Source organism: Cohnella zeiphila, from assembly GCF_014212055.1.
In the GTDB taxonomy this organism is placed as follows: Bacteria; Bacillota; Bacilli; order Paenibacillales; family Paenibacillaceae; genus Cohnella; species Cohnella zeiphila.
The window spans coordinates 16,323-35,095 of sequence record NZ_JACJVO010000046.1 but is presented as its reverse complement, the minus strand read 5'-3'; the positions used below and the strand labels follow the sequence as shown (position 1 = coordinate 35,095).

Annotated in this window: 14 protein-coding genes; 10 read left to right on the top strand and 4 right to left on the bottom strand. The window is 60.4% G+C overall.

The window, feature by feature from the left end:
- The first annotated feature begins 3 nt into the window (after positions 1 to 3).
- The 9 genes from H7C18_RS30620 to H7C18_RS30580 all read left to right on the top strand — a co-directional run bounded on the left by H7C18_RS30620 (position 4) and on the right by H7C18_RS30580 (position 14,009).
- Positions 4 to 2,913: a golvesin C-terminal-like domain-containing protein gene (locus tag H7C18_RS30620; protein WP_185132932.1), complete on the top strand. Its 2,910-nt coding sequence runs from the start codon at positions 4 to 6 to the stop codon at positions 2,911 to 2,913.
- Positions 2,914 to 3,128: 215 nt separating this feature from the next.
- Positions 3,129 to 4,343, top strand: coding sequence for a peptidylprolyl isomerase (locus H7C18_RS30615; protein WP_185132931.1), 1,215 nt, complete (start codon positions 3,129 to 3,131; stop codon positions 4,341 to 4,343).
- Positions 4,344 to 4,458: 115 nt separating this feature from the next.
- Positions 4,459 to 6,261: a histidine kinase gene (locus H7C18_RS35880; RefSeq protein WP_185132930.1), complete on the top strand. Its 1,803-nt coding sequence runs from the start codon at positions 4,459 to 4,461 to the stop codon at positions 6,259 to 6,261.
- Complete coding sequence (locus H7C18_RS30605; RefSeq protein WP_185132929.1) at positions 6,254 to 7,882, top strand: response regulator; 1,629 nt, start codon at positions 6,254 to 6,256, stop codon at positions 7,880 to 7,882. The genes H7C18_RS35880 and H7C18_RS30605 overlap by 8 nt, the downstream gene beginning before the upstream one ends.
- Before the next feature lie 240 nt (positions 7,883 to 8,122).
- Positions 8,123 to 8,992, top strand: coding sequence for an ABC transporter permease (locus H7C18_RS30600; RefSeq protein ID WP_420481895.1), 870 nt, complete (start codon positions 8,123 to 8,125; stop codon positions 8,990 to 8,992).
- 18 nt (positions 8,993 to 9,010) lie between these two features.
- Positions 9,011 to 9,961, top strand: coding sequence for a carbohydrate ABC transporter permease (locus H7C18_RS30595; protein WP_185132927.1), 951 nt, complete (start codon positions 9,011 to 9,013; stop codon positions 9,959 to 9,961).
- Between the two features lie 43 nt (positions 9,962 to 10,004).
- Positions 10,005 to 11,300: a glycoside hydrolase family 140 protein gene (locus H7C18_RS30590; protein ID WP_185132926.1), complete on the top strand. Its 1,296-nt coding sequence runs from the start codon at positions 10,005 to 10,007 to the stop codon at positions 11,298 to 11,300.
- A gap of 144 nt (positions 11,301 to 11,444) precedes the next feature.
- Positions 11,445 to 13,058, top strand: a complete 1,614-nt coding sequence (locus H7C18_RS30585; RefSeq protein ID WP_185132925.1) for an ABC transporter substrate-binding protein — start codon at positions 11,445 to 11,447, stop codon at positions 13,056 to 13,058.
- A 39-nt stretch (positions 13,059 to 13,097) separates the two neighbouring features.
- Positions 13,098 to 14,009 (top strand): phytanoyl-CoA dioxygenase family protein, encoded by a 912-nt coding sequence (locus H7C18_RS30580; RefSeq protein WP_185132924.1) that lies wholly within the window; start codon positions 13,098 to 13,100, stop codon positions 14,007 to 14,009.
- Between the two features lie 508 nt (positions 14,010 to 14,517).
- On the opposite strand, the gene H7C18_RS30575 is transcribed toward H7C18_RS30580, so the two are convergent.
- From H7C18_RS30575 to H7C18_RS30565, 3 genes are all read right to left on the bottom strand, one after another.
- Positions 14,518 to 15,189, bottom strand: a complete 672-nt coding sequence (locus H7C18_RS30575; RefSeq protein WP_185132994.1) for a DUF559 domain-containing protein — start codon at positions 15,187 to 15,189, stop codon at positions 14,518 to 14,520.
- A gap of 145 nt (positions 15,190 to 15,334) precedes the next feature.
- Positions 15,335 to 16,162 carry an SDR family NAD(P)-dependent oxidoreductase gene (locus H7C18_RS30570; RefSeq protein WP_185132923.1) on the bottom strand — a complete coding sequence of 276 codons (828 nt, stop codon included), beginning with the start codon at positions 16,160 to 16,162 and terminating at the stop codon, positions 15,335 to 15,337.
- A gap of 14 nt (positions 16,163 to 16,176) precedes the next feature.
- Positions 16,177 to 17,238 carry a quinone oxidoreductase family protein gene (locus tag H7C18_RS30565; RefSeq protein WP_185132922.1) on the bottom strand — a complete coding sequence of 354 codons (1,062 nt, stop codon included), beginning with the start codon at positions 17,236 to 17,238 and terminating at the stop codon, positions 16,177 to 16,179.
- Positions 17,239 to 17,330: 92 nt separating this feature from the next.
- Between H7C18_RS30565 and H7C18_RS30560 the strand changes: the two genes are divergently transcribed.
- Positions 17,331 to 17,798 (top strand): hypothetical protein, encoded by a 468-nt coding sequence (locus H7C18_RS30560; protein ID WP_185132921.1) that lies wholly within the window; start codon positions 17,331 to 17,333, stop codon positions 17,796 to 17,798.
- A 78-nt stretch (positions 17,799 to 17,876) separates the two neighbouring features.
- Here H7C18_RS30560 and H7C18_RS30555 read toward each other — a convergent pair whose 3' ends face one another.
- On the bottom strand, positions 17,877 to 18,641 hold the full coding sequence (locus H7C18_RS30555; protein ID WP_185132920.1) for an SDR family NAD(P)-dependent oxidoreductase: 765 nt from the start codon (positions 18,639 to 18,641) through the stop codon (positions 17,877 to 17,879).
- Positions 18,642 to 18,773: the final 132 nt, after the last annotated feature.

Sequence of the window (18,773 nt, the reverse complement as noted above, 5' to 3'; positions counted from 1 at the left end):
GATATGAAGGCAAGCAAGCGGTGGAAGGCATGGCTGTTGGCCGTCGCCTGCTCGTTGGCGCTCCAAATGGCCGCCGTCGGAATCGGCGGCGCCGGCGCGGCCGAGGCTTCGGATGCCGGCACGACCTACTACGTGGATTCCGCAGCCGGCAACGACAGCAACAGCGGGACGAGCGCCGGCCAGCCCTGGCGAACGCTGAGCCACGTCAGCTCCGTGGGCGGCGCGGGCTTGTTCCGGCCCGGCGATCAAATCCTGCTGAAGTCGGGCGGCGTCTGGAATTCGTCGTTCGACGTGACGTTCTCCGGCAGCGCGGATGGGCAGATTACGATCGGCTCGTACGGAGGAGACGCCAAGCCGATCATTAACGGCGGCGGGGGAAGCTACGCGGTCCGGATCGAGAACCGCCAGTACGTCACGCTGCAGGACATCGAGATCACGAACTACAATGCGGCGAATTACGACGATTACAAGTCGGATTTTTACCGGCGGTCCGGCGTCTGGGTCATCTCCCATCACGAGGGCCCGATGAGCTCCATCGAGCTCAAAAGCCTGGACATCCACGACGTGACCGGCATCTCCGTCAGCGGGGAAGACTGGGTGACCGACACGGACGGGGAGACGGTCAACAAGAACGCCAACGCGGCCATCCAGGTCAACGCCTGGGAGTGGGAGCCGAACGTCGCCGCGGACAAACATGCGTATTTCAACGGCCTGACGATCGAGAACAGCTACATTCACGATATCCGCACGATCGGCATCAACGTCGACGGCTACATGAACGATACGGCGCTGTACCATAAAAATATCGTCGTCCGCAACAACACGATCGACAAGACGGGCTCGGACGGCATCGTCATCGGCGTGGCCGAAAATCCGCTCATCGAGAACAACGCCGTGTACGACGTCGGCATCAACTCGTACGACTTTAAATGGATCGCCGGCGTCTGGGTTTGGAAAACGAACGGCGCTACTTTCCGTCATAATGAAGTGGCCCGCGTGCATTACCTGAACGCCGCGCAGACCGACTCCTCGGCGTTCGACACGGACATTCAGGCGCAGGGCGACCATATTTTCGAATACAACTACTCCCACGACAACGCCGGCGGCTTCGTCATGGACATGGGCCAGCTGCAGAACGGCACGAACTATTACCGGTACAACATCAGCCGCAACGACCGGCACTTCCGCGCGTCGGGCAACACGGTGGAAGTGCACGACAACGGCGTTTTCTACAACAACGTGTTCTACAACGACAACGGCGACGGCATCCTGCTGTCGGACAATCCGAAGTCGACGTACATCAACAACATTTTCTATACGGCCAAAGGCAGCAAATCTTACCCGGCGGGGCCGGCTTTCTACAACAACGATTTCTACGGGTCGACGCCGCCGAGCCAGGGCGTCCGCAACCTGAGCGTCGATCCGAAGTTCGTCGATCCGTCCGGCGGAGACGGCATGGACAAGGCGAACGGCTTCCGCCTGAGCGCCGACTCGCCGCTGATCGGGGAAGGCCGCGTCGTGGACGGGAACGGCGGCCTGGATTTCGGGGGGAACCCGCTGTATACGGGCTCGCCCGACATCGGAGCGTTCGAAGATCCGGCCAGCACGAAAAGCGATTCGACGCCTCCGGACGCGCCGGCCGGCCTTCAAGTCAAGGGGCGGACCGACACGACGGTGACGCTGGCGTGGACCGCGTCCGAGAACGGCGTGCCGCTGGATGCCGACATCTTTAACGCGGCGACGGACGAGAAGCTGGCGTCGGTCATGATGGGCAATTCCGTTACGTTGACGGGGCTGAGCGCCGACACCGATTATTCGTTCTATGTCGTGGCCCGGGACTTGTCGGGCAACGAATCGGCGCCGAGCAGTCCGGTCGCGGCGCGGACGACGAGCGCGGCCGTCGTCGTGGACGACGCCGACGCGGCCAAGGCCGGCACGTGGACGGCGGCCGCCGGAGGCTACCGGGACGGATATGTTTTCGCCGCGAAAGGAAGCGGGACGAAGACGGTCACCTGGACGCCGAACCTGGCGCAGGACGGCTATTACGGCGTGTATATCTGGCTGCCTCCTCGAGCCGGCAACGAGAGCCGGGCGACGAACGCCGCCTTCCGCGTGCAGTTCGACGGAGGATCGAAAGCCTATACCGTCAACGAATATACGTCGGCAGCGGGGCAATGGGTGCTGCTCGGCAACCACAAGTTCAAAGCGGGCACGGAAGGTTCGGTTGCGGTATCCGATTTGGCCGACGATAAAGTGGTGGCGGATGCGGTGAAGTTTCAATATTTGGCCGATTTCGGACCGGACAGCATCTCCAAGGTGGCGATCATGGCCGACAAGCCTCAGCTCAGAGTCGGAGACAGCACCTCTTTGTCCGTTGTCGGCTCGGACGAGAGCGGCCGGACGGTCGATCTGCGGGCTGAGGGCGTTGCGATCGCCTATTCCAGCGACGCTCCCGCGATCGCGACCGTATCGGGGGAAGGGATCGTCGCCGGGCAAGCGGCCGGAACGGCTCATATTCGAGCTGTCGTGACCCTAGGCGGGAGACAGCTCGCTTCGAACGATGCGACCGTCATCGTCGGCAGCGGGCTGACGGTGACGGTGCCGAGCTTCACGGACGGCTCGGGGGCGCCGATTGCGGCACTGCAGCCGGGCGGCATCGTGAAGGTGTCGACGACGATCGTCAACTCCACGGACGCCGACCGGAGCGTGACGCTTATCGCGGGCGTGTACAATGCCGACGGGCTGCTGCTCTCGGACACGGAGAGCGCGAATGTCAAGAGCTTTACGACCGGTACGCTGACCGCTACGCTCGTCCTACCCGCCGATCTTGAAGGGGCGAGCATACGGGCGTTCGTATGGGACGGCAAAGGCACGATGCATCCGCTTCTTCGCAAGACGGAATTTTCGGGCTGACGGAGTAAGGCACGGCCGTACCACGGCCGCGGCGCCTGCAATGGCGGAGTCGCGCAAAGGAGGAAGCTCGCCGGGGGCGGCGAGCGTCAGGCGGTGCCGCTATGCTGGCCGGGCGAAGTTTGCGGGAGCGGTTAACGGATCGCGGTTCCGCTAAAATATCCCGCGGCTTCGTTTCGGGCGTCTGGTTCGGAATATTCGAGAAAGGAGGGGGCAGAATGGCGAAGCCCGCACCAAAAAATCCGCCGCATTCGGATGCCGGAAGATCGTCGGCGACAACGCTCACCTCTTCGGCCCCGCCGAACCGCCCCGACGGAAAACCGCCGGCTCCGCCGCGCCCGGCTGCCGGAACGACGCCGGTACCGCCGAGGCCCCGCAAGCGGCGGCTGCGGGGGGCCGTACTCGCGGCCTCCGCATTGCTGCTGGCCGCCGTCGCGATCGCGGCGACGCCGGGAATTCGCCATCAAGGCGGCGAGGCGGACATCGTCGCGACCGTGAACGGCGAGCCGATCGCGCGGCAGGAGCTGCTTCAGGCGATGCGGGAGCAGAAGGCGAAGACGGCGGCCTATTACCGGGCGCAGCGCGGCGCCGATGCCGGGCCGGACTTCTGGACGGCGCCGCTTCGGGGCGAGGCGCCGATCGAGAAGCTGAAGCGGGATGCGCTCGCGCAGACCGTGCGGCTCAAGGTGCAGCAGATGATGGCCCGGCAGGAAGGGCTGACGGACGACATCTCCTATGCGTCGGTCCAGAAGCGGCTGAAGGCGGAAAACGAACGGAGAGAGAAGGCGGGGAGCGGTCAGTCAGACGTATACGGGCCGCGGCAATACAGCGAAGCGACTTATTACAGCTTGCTCAATTCCAATCTCTTGGGCGATTTGAAGACCAAGCTCGAAGGGAAGATGACCTGGACGGACGATCAGCTTCATTCGTACTATGAGGCGCACCGAGCCGATTTCGCGGACCGGGACGCCATTCGCGCCGATACGGCGACGGTCTCTTTCTCTTCCGGGTCGGGGCCGGACGAGGCCGATGCGGAGAAGATCGTTCGCGAGATCGCGGACGGCATCGATCAGGGCCGCTCCCTCGCCGAGGCGGCGAAAAGCTATGAAGGCGAGGCGATTGTCGGGACGGTCTCGATCGATGCCGATACGGCCCGGGAAATCTCGCGGAAGATGCCGCTGCTTGCGTCCAAGCTGCAGAGGCTTCAGGCCGGGCAGAGCACCGGCCCGTTCCTGGAGAACGGCGCCTACGTCTGCGCGGTCGTCGTTCAGCGGACGAAGGGCGAGGTCCGCCCGTTCGAAGCTGTGAAGGGCGTCATCGAGGCGCGGCTTGCCGACGAGGCGTACGAGGCGCTTATCGATCGATCCGTTGCCGCCGCGAAAGTCGAGATTCGCCCGAAGCCGTATGGCCGATTGAATTCCGGGACCTTCTAGCGCTATCGGACCGGCCCGATTATTACCAGAATCGGGCCGTCTTTATTAATTCCTTGCGCTGGTCTATAATTACTCTTGCTCAAGCAAGCAACGCGACACGGAAGCCTAGCGCGAGGTGGTTGCCATCGTTCGAAGGAAACGTACGCTACGCTACAAGTTCATCGTCGGATTCATTATCGTAACCGTTCCGCTGATCGTCTTTTTGTTTTACAACAACGACTATGCGATGAACGTCGTGCGGGAACAGGTGTCGCAATCCAACGGAAGCTGGATCGCCACGCAAGCGGCGAAAAAGGATATCGCGCTGGAACAAACGCTCAGCTATCTGCTCAAGCAAGCGACGGGCAATACGTCATACTGGAATTTGTTAGCGCTCTCAACCTACCCGGAGAGCAGCGGGGACTACTTTTTCGCGAAGCAGTCCCTGCTTCAATCGTTCGAACAGGATCAGGACGCCTACAAGGAAGTGGATACGTTCTTCATCTACCTGGATAAGCCCGAGAGGCTCATTACCAGACAGCGGACTTACGACGAGATCGAACGATATCACCGCGTGCTGGACGGGTATCTGGCCGATCGGAAGACGAGGCAGGTGCACCGGTGGGACATGATCCGGGAGGGAAATACCTACTATCTAGTCCGTTTGGAGCAAGTGTCGGATTCCGATGTCTATATCGGGGCTTTGATCCAGGCCTCGAAGCTCGTCGACGAGCTGCCGACCGGGGCGGAGAATCCGGAAATGGAGGAGCTGCTCGTTTCCGGGGACGGCGTTCCGCTGACGAAGTCGTCGCTGACCGCTCAGGACGTGGAGAAGATCGAGAGAAGCTTGCGGGAGCCTGGAGACGAGGCGTATCGCAAGTTCAAGCGTTCCTCCGACGGAAGAGGCTATCTGGCCGTAAGCGCGGACTTCGCGCAGGCCCCGATCCATATGGTTGCGATCGTTCCGGAGGAGACGCTGCTGAAGCAGCTGTTCTATTTCCAGTGGGCGATCTACCTGATTCCCGTTCTCGGGGTGATCGTCATCCTGTTCTATTCGTTCTTCCTGAAGCGGACGCTGCTGCGGCCGATGCAGGCGCTCATCTCCGGGATGAGAAGAATCAAGTACGGCGATCTCGGCGTCCGGCTCGCGGAAGAGTCCACGTTCGAATTCGCTTTTCTCGCCGATACGTTCAACGGCATGGCCGGCCAGATCAATCGGCTGAAAATCGACGTATACGAGGAGATGCTCAAAAAGCAGGAGGCGGAGTTCAAGCATCTGCAGGCGCAGATCAATCCGCACTTTTATCTGAACTCCCTGAATATTATTTACAGCCTGTCGGCCCTTCGCAAGAACGATCTGGTCGAGAAGATGACCGAGCATTTGGCCGACTACTTCCGTTTCATTACGCGGGCGCACCGGGAGTTTATCACGCTGGCCGAAGAGATCGGGCATGTCGCCAATTACCTGGAGATCCAGAAGCTGAGATTCCCCGACAAGCTGGCGTTCCGCATCGATCTGCCCGAGCGGTATGCGGGCTGCGCCATTCCTCCGCTGGTCGTGCAGTCTTTCGTGGAGAATGCCGTCATTCACGGCATGCCGGAGGGGGAGAGCCTGTTCGTCATTTCCATCGCGGTCTCGGCCTCGACGGACGGCGGCGAAGGCTGCGAGATCGCGATCGCCGATAACGGCTGCGGACTCGCGCCGGAGAAGCTGAAAGCGCTTCAGGACGACGGAGATGGCTTGGCTGCGGGACAAGGAGACGGACGCGGAGAACAGGGAGCCGGCGGTCTCGGCATCTGGAACGTCAGGCGGAGACTCGGCCTGGTCTACGGGAATCGCGCCGGCGTCCGGTTCTTCGCCGGGGAGCCGTGCGGGACGGTCGTCCGCGTCCGAATTCCGGTCGAACACGAGTATGAAGGAGGGGGCGGCGATGTTTAACCTGCTGGTCGTGGACGACGAGAAATATGCCGTCGAAGCGATTCTGAACTGTATCGATTGGCCGTCCGTCGGAGTGACCGGGGTGTTCAGCGCGTATGGGGCGCGGACGGCGATGGAGGTCATGAGCCGGAACGCCGTCGACATTGTCGTCTGCGATATCGAGATGCCCGGCAGCAACGGTCTGGAGCTGCTGGAATGGATCAACGAGCACTCGCCCGGCTCGCTGACGATCTTCTTTACCGGGCATGCGAATTTCGCCTACGCGCAGCAGGCTGTGCAGCTCGGCGGCTTCGACTACCTGCTGAAGCCCGTGAAGCACAAGCAGATCGCCGAAGTCGTCTCCCGCGCGTGCGAGAAGCTTCGGCAGGAAAGGGAGCAGAGGCAGTACGCGGAGCGATACGAGAAATACGCCCGTCTGTGGGAGACGCAGAAACCGCTGCTGTGGGAGAAGTTCTGGCAAGACATCCTGGGCGCGCGCGTCATGATGCAGGGCGACCGGCTGACGCAGGCGATCGAATCGTACGGCTTGCCGATCTCTCCGCGCACGCGGGTCCGGCCGATTCTGCTCAGCGTCGAGCAATTCCGCGAAACGTTCAGCGAGCGGGACGAGAACATCTTGGAATATGCCCTGTGCAAATGCGCGGAGGAGATGTTCCTGGACGGCCGGCCCGGGGCGGTCATCCGGGATGCGGGAGGCGCTCCGTTCGTTCTGCTGTACGAGGACGAGGAAGGCCGCGAGCCGGACGACCGGGAGCTGAAGAGCATCTGCCAAGCTTATATGCGGGCGGCGTCCGAATATTTCTACTGCCGTCTGTCCTGCTATGTGGGCGAGCCGTCGGCCGTCGGCGTTTTGACGGAAACTTACGACGCCCTGCTCGAGATGGAGCGCGGCAACGTGGCGGATGGAGAAGCGGTCCTGTTCTTGCGGGAACGCGGCTTCGGCCGCTCCGTTCCGGTCAAGGAGCAAGCGCCCGTCCATATCGATTGGGCGGAATGGACCGTGCTGTTCGAGTCCGGCAAAAAGGCGGAGCTGACGGAGCGTCTGAACGCCGCGTTCAAGGAGATGGCCGATTCCCCGGCGACGGGCGAATGGCTGGAATCGGTCTACCACCTGCTGCTGCATATGGTTTATCACGTTTCCCATCGGAAAGGCTGGTCGGCCCAAGAGGTGGTCGGCAGCAAGCTGCTCGCCGGCGAAAGCTTCGCCACCCGGTCTCCTTCCCGCCTGAAAAGCTGGGCGGAACGGCTGCTCGCGACCGGCATGGATTACTTCGGCCAGCACGAAGGAGACCATCTCGCCAATATCGAGAAGGTCAAGAAGTACGTACAAGAGCATATCCGGGACGTCAACCGGGAGGACCTGGCCGCGCACGTCTATTTGAACTCCGCCTATCTGTCGCGCCTGTTCAAGAAGGAGACGGGGCAGTCGCTGATGGATTTCATCATCGTGACGAAGATGAACCAGGCCAAAATCCTGCTGACCGAGACCAACGAGAAAATCAGCGATATCGGCCATTCCTTGGGCTACGAGAACTTCTCCTACTTCGGCAAAGCGTTCAAAAAGACCGTCGGCATCACTCCGCAAGAATACCGCAAGCGGTATCAGGGCGTCATCGGCTAGCCGGTCCGTCCCGCGCCGCCGAACCCCCCCGCCTGCGAGCAGGAGCGGGGGGTTTGTCATAATAACGTCATGTCGGTCACGTTTATTCCTATCGAACGAGAGCTTTCTTTTTTTACAATATCGTTGAAAGCGCCAACAATAGGCCGATTCGAAAGCGGGGTGAGGGAACTGAACGCGGAAAGGAAGAGCAGTCGCTTGACATTCGGCCGCAAAGTCGCGAAAAACCGCTATTTGCTGCTGATGATGATGCCCGGCGCCATCTACTTGCTGATCAATAATTATTTTCCGATGTTCGGGACGGTCATCGCCTTCAAGAGCGTGAACTACAGCGTGGGGATCCTCCGGAGCCCCTGGGTGGGCTTCGACAACTTCAAGTTTCTGTTCCGAACGTCGGACGCCTGGACGATTACCCGCAATACGCTGCTGTACAACGCTTTGTTTATTGTCGTTACGCCGATCATCGCCGTCACGTTCGCCATTCTGCTGAACGAAGTGCGCAACCGGCTGGCGGCCCGATTCTATCAGAGCATCATGTTTCTTCCGTACTTCCTGTCGGCGGTCGTCGTCGGTTACCTCGGCTACTCGCTGCTGAGCACGGAATTCGGCTTCATCAACACGAACCTGCTGAAGCCGCTGGGCGCGGACGCGATCGCCTGGTACAGCGAGCCGAAGTATTGGCCGTTTATTCTGCCGATCGTCTACATCTGGAAAAACATCGGGTACTCCACGGTCATCTACTTGGCGGCGGTCATCGGCATCGACAACGAATACTACGAAGCGGCCCTGATGGACGGCGCTTCCAAGTGGCGCCAGGCGATCAGCATCACGCTTCCCCAGATCCGGCCGATCATCATCATTCTGGGGTTGATGGCGGTCGGGCATATTCTCAACGCCGATTTCGGCCTGTTTTACCAGGTCCCGCTGGACGCCGGAGCGCTGTATCCGACCACGAACGTCATCGACACCTACGTCTATCGCGCCCTGCTTACGCTAGGAGACATCGGCATGTCCTCCGCGGCGGGGCTGTACCAGTCGGCCGTCGGATTCGTACTCGTGCTTACCGTCAACCTGGTCGTTCGCAAATTCAGCAAGGAAAGCGCCTTGTTCTAAGAAAGGAGCGACGGATCGATGAACGCATCCGCGCAGTCGTCCCCGGCGGGAGTATCCGTGCCGGCCGCAAAGCGAATCAACGCGATCTCCCCAGGTTCCAATGCCGTCATCAACGTGTTCTTCATTCTGTACTGCTGCGCCTGCCTGTTCCCGATTCTGCTCGTTCTGTCCGCTTCCTTCTCGGACGAGAACGCGATCGCGCTGCACGGCTATTCGCTGATACCCCGCGTATGGAGCACGGCGGCGTATCACTACCTCGCTTACGATCTTCACCGGATCGCGACGGGCTACGGCATCTCCATCGCCACCACGGTGATCGGAAGCCTCGCCGGCATGATGATGACGGCTCTCTACGCTTACCCGCTGTCGAGAGCGGACTTCGCCTTCCGGGGCTTTTTCTCCTTCTTTATCTTCTTCACCATGATCTTCGGCGGCGGTCTCGTTCCTTGGTATCTGGTGTACACGAACCTCTTCCATCTGAAGGATACGATGTTCGCGCTCATCGTGCCGGGCCTGCTCATGAACGCGTTCCTGGTGCTGACGACGCGGACGTTCTTCCAGCAGACGATTCATTCGTCGATTCTCGAGTCGGCCCAGATCGACGGCGCCGGAGAGTTCCGGATCTTCTTCCGTATCGTGCTGCCGCTGTCGCTTCCGGTCATGGCGACGATCGGCTTGTTCTACACGCTGGCTTACTGGAACGATTGGTTCAACAGCCTCGTTTTCATCAACAAGGACAGCATGGTCAACCTGCAGTACATGATGTACAGGGTCATGCGCAACCTCCAGTTCCTGCAGGCCAACGCCCAGAGCTCTTCGTCGGTCGGGGCCGAGGAGATCGCGAAGATTCCGAACGAGACGGTCCGCATGGCGATGTGCATCGTCGGTATGGGTCCGATCGTGCTGGCGTATCCGTTTTTTCAGCGCTACTTCGTCGCCGGTCTGACGGTGGGCGCGGTGAAGGGCTGACCTGGAACAGCGGGTTTGGGGAAAAGAGAGGCGGGCGATTCGCATGGCCGTTTGGTCGATCAACCGGCGCAGAGACGGATTTTTACGCGACGGGAAGCCGGTTTTTTATTTGGCGGATACCGTATGGAGCGCGTTCTCGAATACGTCGCTCGAGGAGTGGGAGCAGTACCTGAGCTACAGGCGCCACCAGCCGTTCAACGTGCTGCAAATCTCGATTCTACCGATATTGCACGATACGAGCGATACGAATGTGAACGGTTGTCCTTTTCGACAGCATTCCGACGGCTCTTGGGACTTCTCCCGAATCAACGAACCGTTCTTTGAACGGGCGGAGAAGATGGTCCGGATGGCGGAGGATGGCGGCTTTACCTGCCTGCTGGTCGTGCTGTGGGCGAATTACGTTCCGGATACGTTCTTTTCCCGCAATAACCCGAGCCATATCATGCCTCTAGAGTTCGTCAAGCCGTATACGGAATACGTGGTCCGAAGATTCGCGGCCTACAGTCCCGTCTACGCGATCAGCGGGGACACCGACTTCGGCTCGGATCGGACGGTACGCCATTACTTGACGTCGCTTCAAGCGGTAAAGGACATAGCGCCGGACGCGCTGACGACCCTGCACCTCATGGGCGCCGCCGAGCTGAACGTCGAAGAGTTCCTTCGATCGGACCTGCTCGATTTTTATATGTACCAGTCCAGCCATGACAAGGATTCGCAAGAGGGAGCCTATCGGCTGGCGCAAGCGTTCTACGCCAAGCGGGAGAAGCGTCCCGTCGTCAACGGCGAGCCTTGCTACGAAGGCCACGGGCACGGCAACAAGTACGGCCGGTTCGATGCCTTCGACGTGCGGAAAGCGTTCTGGTGGAGCGTTCTGTCCGGCGCCAAAGCGGGGTTCGCCTATGGTGCGCACGGACTGTTCTCCTGGCATCGGACGGGCGCCGCGTTTACGAGCGAAGCCTGGTCGAAGATTCCGTACGATTGGCGAACGGCGCTGCGGATGGAGGGGGCGTGGGACGCAAGCTATTGCAGCTGGCTCTTCGAACGATACGGATTGTACGACATCGAGCCGGCCCAGGATCTGCTGCTGACTCCGTACGAGCAAATCCGCGCGGCCGCCTCTCCCGGCCGGGATCGACTGGCGGTCTACATTCCCTATAGCAACGAGTTGCTGCTTGACGCGGATCTGAGAGATTTCTCCGTGGAGATGGTCGAGCTGGACGGGAAGCGGATCTGGAGGCCGGAGCTCGAGTTCGCGGACGGAAGAACGCGGATTCGAATGCACGATTTTAATGCGGACGCCGTTCTGTTCGCCGCGCGGCCGCCGTCCGGAACGGAATAGGCCCCGATCGTTCGTTTCTCTTGCAGATCGGGGATCGGTCATATTAACGTTAGTTCGGTCATCTTCGTTCCTATTCGATGCAAGCGCTTTTCTTTTACAATGGGGCTGGAAACGCCGTCATTTCATTCAATCGGGAGGGTTCGTATGAGAAGCATCGGTAGAAAAGGATTAGCCGCGTGGACGGCAGCTTTTGCGGTGACCGTCATGCTGACGGGCTGCAGCGGGAAAAGCGGAGGAAACGATTCGAACGCAGGAAATGCGGGAGCCGGCAGCCCGTCGGCAGCGGACAGCGGCGGCAGCCCGTCCGCGAGCGCAAGCGGCAGCGCGAGCGCGAGCGCCGGCGACAGCGGCGCCTCCGACGCGTCGAAGCTGGCCCCTTATAAAATTACCTGGTACGTTCCCGGAGCGGCCGCACAGAAGGATCAGGCTCTGGTCAACGAGGAAGTGAGCAAGTATCTGAAAGACAAAATCAACGCTTCCTTCGACCTGGAAGTGATCGACTGGGGCAGCTGGGACGACAAGATGAACCTGAAGTTCGCGTCCAGCGAGCCTTTCGACCTCATGTATACGGCCAACTGGAACGGATTCGCCGCCAAAATCTCGCAGGGCAACATCATCGACATCTCGGATCTGATCGACAAGTACGCGCCGGACGCCAAGGAAGTCATCGATCCGCGGCTGCTGGAAGGCTCGATGGTCAACGGCAAGCACTACAGCCTCCCCGTCAACAAGGAAATCGCCAGCCAGTGGGGCGTCCTGCTCCGCAAGGATCTCGTGGATAAATACCAGATCGATATCTCCGCGATCAAGACGCCGGAGGATCTGGAGCCGATCTTCGACACGATCAAGCAGAACGAGCCGGGCGTGACGCCGTTCTACTTGAACAAGGACATTTCGATCCTCAACATTTACAACACGAACACGTTCGCCCATTTCGACGGGGGAGCCGGCACCTTAATGAAGGGGACGACCGATTACAAGCTGGTGAACGCTTACGATACGCCGGAGATCAAGGGCGGCTACAATCTCATGCACAAGTGGTACCAGAAAGGCTATATCAACAAGGACGCGGCGACGCTTCAGGATTTGAGCGGCGGTCTGAAAGCCGGCAAAGCGTTCGCTTATCCGGAACAGCTGAAGCCGGGCAAGGACGCCGAAGTCAGCACGGCGACCGGGCAGCAGTGGGTGCAGGTGGAGCTGACGCCTCCGATCATCGGCACCGGCGATACGCAAGGGTCGATGGTGGCCATCTCCCGGACGTCCAAAGATCCGGCGCGGGCGATGATGTTCCTCAATCTGCTCTACACCGACAAGTACCTCGTCAACCTGATCGCATTCGGCATCGAAGGCAAGCACTACGTCAAGGTCGACGACAACACGATCGATTTTCCGCCGGGCGTCACGGCCCAAACTTCCGGCTATAACCTGAACCAGGCCTGGCTGTTCGGGAACCAGTTCAACGATTATTTGTGGAAAAACGAGGACCCTCAGAAGTGGGAGAAATTCAAAGACTTCAACAGCAAGGCGCAGATGGACCCGCTGCTCGGGTTCGTGTTCGACCCGACGAACGTCAAGACGGAAGTCGCGGCCATCACCAGCGCCGGCAAGGAGTTCAGCTCGGGGCTCGGCTCCGGCACGCTGGATCCGGAAGTGTACTTGCCGAAATATATCGACAAGCTCAAGGCGGCCGGCATCGATAAGGTCATCGCCGAGGAGCAGAAGCAGGTCGACGCTTGGCGGCAGACGCAGCAGCAATAAGGGGAGCCTACGCGACTCGCGAAAGGATGGCTTGGGAGCATGGAGAAGAGAGTTCTGACGGAGGAGCAGATCGCGCAGTTCCTCGAGCGCGGTTGGGTGAAGGTGGAGCAGGCGTATCCGCGGGAGCTGGCCCTTGAATGCCAGCAATACATCTGGGATCAGCTTCGCCGCTTCGGCGTCGACCGGGCCGATCCGAACACGTGGCGACAGCCGATGTACAACTTGCGGGAGGCGTATCGGGGAGGCGCGTTCGACCGCTGCAACACGGAGCGGATGGCGGACGCGATCGAAGACCTGATCGGCCGCGACCGCTGGATCGACCGCGGCGTATACGGCAAAGAAGAAGTCGTCGGCACCTGGGGCTGGTGGCCGGTCAACTTCTCGCTCGGCGCCGAGATGCCGTGGGACGTGCCGACGGAAGGCTGGCATTGGGACGGAGGACACTTCCGCCATTACGTGGACAGTCCCGATCAAGGCTTGCTTTGCTTGTGCATCTTCTCGGAGATCGGCCCGCGAGGCGGCGGCACCTTGGTCGTGGAAGGCTCCCATCGCGTGGTGGCGCGGTTCCTGGAGAAGCATCCGGAAGGGCTCGAGCCGCAGGAAGGCATCGATATGCTCAATCTGGAGCATCCCTACTTGGCGGAATTGACCGGGCAGGCGGGCGCGGAAGTGGCGGCGGGGGTCGACCGCGTCAACCGCTTCATGAACAATTGGCATACCGACGCGGACGGCTTCAAGCTTCGCGTCGTCGAGACGACGGCATCGCCCGGAGACGTCATCCTGTGCCACCCGTTCCTGTACCATGCGGCTTCCCAGAACCACTCCGGCGTTCCGCGCTTCATGTGCAATCAGAAGACCCCGCTGAAGGAACGGATGAACTTCGACCGGGCCGATCCGGACGGCTATTCTCCCGTGGAGATCAGCATCCGCGAGGCTCTTGGCCGGCGGTAAGACGCGAGAATCGGCGGCAGATGGCCTGAGAATGCTCATTGTTAACACGGTTTCGCAACTTCCTTTACTCGGTCGCGATCGCGGAGAGGAGCGGCGGCTCAACTTCGCGCCGGGTCGCAGAGGGTTCAACTTCAACGTGGAGAGCAGCGGCGCAGTCGGCCGCTGCTTCTCTTGCTTTCGTCAACCCTCCGTCCCCCTCACGGTGACTTTAATTGGCAATCGAGCATCTTCAGCGGTCAAAACTGCAAAAATGCAGGTTTTTTCCCCGAAATCAGTTCAATAAGACGAAAAACCTGCAAATGTGCAGGTTTTTCGGGCGTCAACGCCTGATAAAGGGGTGAAGATGGCCAAAAAGATGCACTTTTGCAGGAATTGTCCCAGGCTTATGACTTCCTCCAGGAAAACCTGCACATTTGCAGGAATTTCTCGCCGTTACACTCCCATCACTCCAAACACCGGCATCACCTCAAACTCCGGCATCTCTCCGAACTTCCGCGTCACTCCGAACTTACCATAGTAAACTCGGTTCGATCCGCCCTAGTTCATATTTCACAATATGTTTGCCGGTCGCGCCGGCCGTTCCGGTCAGCCATCCCTTCTCGCAAAGTTCTTGCAGCGTCCGAACGGCGGTGCGATGGTTCATATCCAGATAAGTCTCGACGTCGATCGGACGAATCGGGCGCGCGAGCCGGTAAGCCAGACGCACGATTTCCTTTTCCGCCAATGGCTTCAGACCGTCGGGAGACCCTTTCGGTTGATAGCGGCTTAGCACCATCCGCAGCAGCATGACGCACAGCTCGGGACGGTGCGCGACATCGTCGTAGGCGAAGGAGACAACCTGAAAACCCAACGCGGCCAGGAACGTTTCCCGGTTCAGCTCCCGGCAGTACTTTTCCCTGTCCATATCCCGGACGTGCGGCCCGAAGCCTTTGATCTCGATGACGATTCTCGCCGCCGGGGTTAGCCAGGCGAAGTCGCAGAAATAGGAGCGGCCTCGCCAATCGAGCACCTCGAATTCCGGATGCAGCTCGTCAAAGTTTCCTTGCAGCGGCCACCATACGTTGCGGCAGAACAACTTCTCCGCATCCTGATGTCCGCGTTCCAGCCGCCCCCGCCGCTCCCCCGTCCTTTTCTGCAAATGGTACCGGACAAATGCTTGGTGCGCCTCTTCGAAGTTCATCTCCGCCAGCTCCTCTCTTTCGCAACTCATAGAAAAAGAACGCCCCGTCTTCATCGCCAAGCTTCGCTTGGGAAGAATTCCGGGACGTTCTTCGTCTCTGCTCCTATTATAGAACGCGATCGTGCCGGCGGTCCATTCCCGAAAATCAGGACTCCGCGAGGCCGGTCAGCCGCTCGCTCAATTGCCACAGCCGCTTCCGGAAGTCGCGATCGTAAGCCTGAGGATCGGCGCTTGATTCGCGTTTCTTGTCGTAATACTTTCCCGTCTCGTCAGCAAGCTCGGGAGCGGTCGCCAGCCGGACGACGCAGTCCGCGCCCGATTGAACGCTGCCGAATCCGATCGGAATGCTCTCGCGGACCATCTTCGTATTGAGCAGGGAACCGGGATGGAGGCAGTTGACAGCAATCCGGTCCGCCATCAGCCGCTCGGCCAGCTCGAACGTGAACGCAACGAGCGCCAGCTTGCTTCGCTTGTATGCGTCGAACGGATCGTAACCGCGTTCCAACATAAAGTTGTCCAGCCCGATCCGCGACTGGCCGATAGAAGCGACATTCACGATGCGGGCGGACGCGGAAGATCGCAGGATGGGCAGCAGCAGAAGGGTCAGCAGAAACGGTGCCAAATAATTGACGGCCATCCGCAGCTCGTAACCGTCCGGGCTTAGCGCTCGGCGCTTGTCGCTCAGCTTGCCCGACCCGATGCCGGCGTTGTTGATCAGCACGTCGAGCCGTTCCTCTTGAGCAGCCAATTCCTCAGCCAAGCGTCGCACTTCCGACAGGGAGGAAAAATCCGCCACATAGCGGCGAAGCCGGTCATTGCCGGTTCGCCGCGCGATTTCCTTCCGTACCGCCTCGCATTTATCGGGGTTGCGTCCGTGCAGAAGAACCGTAGCGCCCAGCCGGGCCAGATCAGTTGCTGTCTTTTTGCCGATGCCGTCCGTCGCTCCCGTGACCAGCACGACTTTTCCATCCATCGACGAAGCCTCGGTCATGGCTTCAAGACGCAGTATTCGAGCCCGCGGCACCGGGATGCGTAGGCGATCGCTTCTTCGATCCGCGAGAGCGGGTACGCAACGGGGCGGAACGCGTCCAGCCTCAGAAGCCCGGACCGGATCATCCGCGCCACTTGCGCCGGCGCTTCCCGCGGGTACATGGACGAGCCCTTGATGTCGAGTTCCTTGACGATCGCGTTCAAGTAGGACACCGGTACCGGCGCGATTACGCCGCCGAGAAAGACGGCCGTCCCCCGCTGCTTCAGCCGCGACATGCCGGCTTCCAGCAGCGCGGAGCTGTTCACGATGCCCACGGCGTCCACGAGAAGATCCGCTTCTTCGACTTCTTGGGCGAGCGTCGCGGCATATTCCTCTTCGGCGCCCGGAAGCGGCACGGCGACAATCCGCCGCGGATCGAGCGAAGCCAGCGATTGCAAGACCCCGGCGTTGCGGCCGACGGCATAAATCTTGTCCGCTCCGAGAGCCAAGGCAACGAGAACGGAGGCCGTCCCCAGGTTGCCGGTCGCTCCCGTCACGACGACGGATTGACCCGCCCGAAAGTCACCCCGGAGAAACGCACCGTAAGCGATGCAGGAATAGTACATGCAGGCGAGCTGTTCGTCGGCATAGCCGCCCAAATCGTCGATCGGAGTGACGCTTTCGATCGGATAGACCGTCTGCTCGGCGAACGTCCCTTCTTTCCATTGCTCCAAGAGATGGCCGCAGTTCGGCGTCATCCCGATCCAGCCTTTGAGAATCCTCTCCGGAGCATCGGCGTTGTTGCGGTCTGCGATCAGGGGGCTGCAGAACACTTTCTGTCCGGCCCGCAGTCCGGTCACGTCGCCCGCGACCTCTTCCACGGTCCCGATCGCGCACAGTCCCGGCGTATACGGGACGGGCAGCGGGAACGGAAATTGCCCTCCGACGACCATATGCGTAAACGAGAGAATCGGCGTCGCCAGAACGCGGACGCGGATGCTGGAGGGCTTTAGCTGCGGAGTCGGGACGTCGGCGATCTCCAACCGAGTGCCTGGTTGATGCAAAATGGCTGCTTTCAAGGGGAATTCCTCCTTCGACTGTGGGAATGTGTCCATCATAAAGGGGACTTGTTGAAGGAGGAAGGCGGGCGTTTATCGCAGGAGCGCGGATCGTGGGAGTGGGAGTACCAGTTAAGGAGAAGAACGGCAAGTCCCCGTTTCTCGCCGAGCGTCCCCCGCGCAAGCTCGACGACCTGGCGCATGAGCCGGCTCGTCGCGGCCAGTCGCCTGGAAAGACAAGCGGCTGCGGTTTTTTTTTGGCAGGGGCGACTTCTTTGACTTCATGGTCCACTTGTATTGCTTTAATTAAATGGTTCTCAAGCCATTGGACAATACCGTTACGATCAACGACGGAACGCTGTATTTACCAGTTCGACGTGCTTCAGAAGAAAGGTTATATTCGCAAAACCGAAGTCGTCCAATCCGAGAACCGTCCGGAGAAAACGATTCCCGAGGACAAGAAAGAAGCGGTGCGGCTGCTCACCGGCCACGCTTATTCTTCCATTAAGAATGACGTCGAGTGGCTCCGCAAGCTGCCGTCGACCGTTCTCCGCAAAAGCGAAGCGGCGGAATCGCATTAAGCCGGGACGGACTCCCATCCGGGTCGGAAAGCCGGGAAGCCGGCCCCCGTCACTCGGATCGAGAAGACTATGCGCAAATCAATGGACCGTCTTGACCAGTCCTCCGTCGATGATGTAATCCGCCCCCGTAATCATCGCCGCCCGGTCGGAAGACAGGAAGACGATCAGGTCGGCGACTTCTTCCGGTTCGGCGAACCGGCCGAGCGAGATGCCGCGATCCTTGGCGAACTCCCGAATGTTCTCTTCTCCATCGGGAAGCCGGCCCGCCCACATGTCCGTTCGAGTCGGGCCCGGGGCCACCGTGTTGATCCGCACGCCCCGGCTCGCGAATTCTTCGGCCAGATTGCGGGACAGATTGGTGACGGCGGCTTTGGCGGCGCTGTAAGAAATAATGTAAGGATTCGGCAGCTTGGCGTTCATGGAAGACACGCTGACGATCGAGCCGCCCCGCTCGGTCAGCAGGGGCAAGGCGGCGCGGGTCATCCGCACGACGCTCATCAAGTTGACGTCGAGCATCTCCGCCCACTCGGAATCCGCCAGCGCCAGGAAGCCGGCTCCCCCTCTGGGGTCGGTCGCCCCGATGTTGTTGACCAGAATGTCGAGCCTTCCGAACCGGGAAGCCGCCGCTTCGGCCGCCTGCCGCGCGCCTTCCTCCGTCGCCGTATTGGCGATGACGGGAAGCACGCCGTGCGAAACGGCCAATTCGCTAAGCCCGTCCGATAATTGTCTCGCGGCCGCCGCCACGTTCGCCCCCGCTTCGGCGAGCGCCCTGACCGTCGCCAATCCGATGCCGCGGCTTGCTCCCGTCACGATGGCCGTTTTGCCCGTTAACGTTATGTTCATCTTGAATCCCCTCCGTGAAGCCATTATGGCGGCGCGGCCGAATGTTGAAAAGTACGCATTTTTTCCCGACTTAGTCCGGTTTTTCGTACCATGGGCCAAGAAGCCGCCCTGTTCACGGAGCGGGACGAATGT